The organism is Propioniciclava sp., from assembly GCF_029977985.1.
Taxonomy (GTDB): domain Bacteria; phylum Actinomycetota; class Actinomycetes; order Propionibacteriales; family Propionibacteriaceae; genus Propioniciclava.
On the sequence record NZ_JARKOT010000075.1, the window covers coordinates 1 to 2,166 of the forward strand.

Below are 2,166 nucleotides of genomic sequence, written 5' to 3' on the forward strand. Positions count from 1 at the left end.
GGGATCGACATCCCTCGGGGATTTCGCTGGTTTGCCTCGCGGCCCGGAGGTTGAGCGTCTGGGGGGTATGGGTCGGGCAGACGGGAGCGCCCCGGTCGGGGTGGTGACCGGGGCGCTCGCGCAGGGTGGGGGGTGTGGGGGTTAGGCGGAGGCCTTCTCCTGCTCGTCGGCGTCCTTGGCGGCCTGCTGACCCGCCGTGCGGAGTTCGTCGCACACGTTCCGCAGCGCCGCCGTGTGCCGGCCGTTCCAGTCGTTGCGGAACCGCTGCGCATCGTTGCCGACCCACTTCACACTGTTCAGCTGCTTGGTGATCTGCTTGGCCGCATTGTCGATCTCGTCGGCCTTGGTGAGCATGAGCTTGCTGAGCTGGCGAACGCCAGCGATGTCCATTCCGACCATGCCACTCATCAGAGGGTGCTCCTTCGCTTGTCGGTTGATGATCCCGGGTGGGCCCTTTCGATGACTCCAACCTAGAAGCGACTCCACCCCAGGACGCCATGGGGAGCACTCCCCACCAGTGCAGGCCAAGGTCATACCGTGGCACGGGTTGGCCGAAACCAACGGCGTCCCGAGCATACGAAACCCACACCACGGCACGGGTTGGCCGCAGCCGGCGGCGTCCGAGCGCGCCAAACCACACCACGGCCGGGAACCCCGACGATCGAACCTCGAGCCCGTGGCGCGCTCAACACGAGGAAGGCGCCCGGGTCGCGGTGTCAGGCCCGTTCGGCAGCGATGCGGGTGCGGATGTGGTGCAACTCGTTCATCAGCGCCGGGGGCAGCTTCTCGCCGAACTTGAGGAAGTACTCCTCGGTCAGGTCGCACTCCTCGCTCCACGCCTCCGGGTCGACGTGGAACAACTCCTCGAGCTTCTCCTCGGTGATGTCGAGGCCTTCCACGTTGAGGTCGGCCAGCTTCGGCAGGCGGCCGTTGAACCGATCCTCTGCCTCCACCTCACCGTTGACCCGGCGCAGCGCCCACTCCAACGCGCGGGCGTTGTCCCCGAAGCCCGGCCACAGGAAGCGACCGTCGGCGTCCTTGCGGAACCAGTTCACCTGGAAGATCTTCGGCGCCTTGTCGCCCAGAGAGTTGCCCACCTCGAGCCAGTGCGACCAGTAGTCGGCCATGTTGTAGCCGCAGAACGGCAGCATCGCGAACGGATCGCGCCGCAGCGAGCCGACCGCCCCCTCGGCGGCGGCCGTCTGCTCCGACGACACCGTCGCGCCGACGAAGACGCCATGCTCCCACCCGTACGTCTCGGTGACGAGCGGAATGTTGGAGGCGCGGCGTCCGCCGAAGAGGATGATGTCGACGGGGACGCCGGCCGGATCGTCCCAGTTGTCGGAAATCGAGGACGCCTGATCGGCCCGCACCGTGAAGCGGCTGTTCGGGTGGGCGGCTGGACGGCCGGAGTCCGGCGTCCACTCGTTGCCCTGCCAGTCGATGAGGTGAGCCGGCGGTTCGTCGGTGAGGCCCTCCCACCACACGTCACCGTCGTCGGTGAGGGCGACGTTGGTGAAGATCGTGTCGTGATCGAGCGCGGCCAGGGCGGTCGGGTTGGTCTTCTCCGACGTGCCGGGCGCGACGCCGAAGAAGCCGGCCTCGGGGTTGATGGCGTAGAGGCGGCCGTCAGGTCCGGGGCGCATCCAGGCGATGTCGTCGCCGACGGTCTCGACCTTCCAGCCGGGAATCGTCGGGCGGAGCATCGCGAGGTTCGTCTTGCCGCAGGCCGACGGGAAAGCGGCGGTCAGGTGGTAGACGCGGCCGTCCGGCCCGGTGATCTTGAGGACGAGCATGTGCTCGGCGAGCCAGCCCTCGTCGCGGGCCAGCACCGACGCGATGCGCAGCGCGTAGCACTTCTTGCCCAGCAGCGCGTTGCCGCCGTAGCCCGAGCCGTACGACCAGATCTCGCGGGTCTCGGGGAAGTGACAGATGTACTTCTCGTCGTTGCACGGCCACGGGACGTCGTCGCGGCGGTTGCCGTCGGCGTCCACGAGCGGGTAGCCGACCGTGTGGACGGCCGGCACCCAGTCGCCGGTCTCGGCGATCGCGGCGAGAGCCTCGCTGCCCATGCGCGTCATGATCCGCATGTTGACCACCACGTACGGGCTGTCGGAGATCTCGACGCCCAGGCGGCTGATGTTGCCACCCAGCGGGCCCATGGAG

Annotated in this window: 2 protein-coding genes; both read right to left on the bottom strand. The window is 68.2% G+C overall.

All coding sequences use genetic code 11. The features are described 5' to 3' along the window. Positions 1-141: 141 nt before the first annotated feature. The gene (locus Q1K57_RS04455) at positions 142-408 is read right to left on the bottom strand and encodes a hypothetical protein (RefSeq protein WP_300079421.1); all 267 of its coding nucleotides are present in this window, start codon (positions 406-408) and stop codon (positions 142-144) included. A gap of 308 nt (positions 409-716) precedes the next feature. Beyond that, positions 717-2,166: phosphoenolpyruvate carboxykinase (GTP) (locus Q1K57_RS04460; RefSeq protein ID WP_300079423.1), on the bottom strand; the 1,450-nt coding region annotated here is incomplete at its 5' end.